Genomic DNA, 276 nt, shown 5'->3' with positions numbered 1-276 from the left:
AGCGGCTGCGGCCGTCGACGGCGCAGCAGGTGCTGCGCTTCCACCGCATGCAGCAGAATACGCCCGCGGTGCTCGCGCCTAGTACCTGAGCAGCTTCGATCCGAGCAGCGCGCCGAGCGCCGTTACCAACGCGGTCGCGATCGTGTACCAGGTCGCCACAAACAGCGGTGAATCGTCCGTGCAATGCGAGGCGTAGAGCGTCGCCGCCAGCCCCGCGGACAACAGTCCGGCGATGGCGCCGGCAACCGCCGGCCGCGCCGGCGCGCCGTGCCGCAG

General features: G+C 71.4%; 1 protein-coding gene. It reads right to left on the bottom strand.

Going from position 1 to position 276, the window contains the following annotated elements; genetic code table 11:
• Positions 1–78: 78 nt before the first annotated feature.
• The coding region (locus tag CP49_RS35915) for an NrsF family protein (RefSeq protein WP_156438848.1) at positions 79–276 on the bottom strand (198 nt) is incomplete at its 5' end.

This window comes from Bradyrhizobium valentinum, assembly GCF_001440405.1.
Taxonomy (GTDB): domain Bacteria; phylum Pseudomonadota; class Alphaproteobacteria; order Rhizobiales; family Xanthobacteraceae; genus Bradyrhizobium; species Bradyrhizobium valentinum.
The sequence above is the reverse complement of the archived record's forward strand: the minus strand, read 5'-3'. Positions and strand labels throughout refer to the sequence as shown.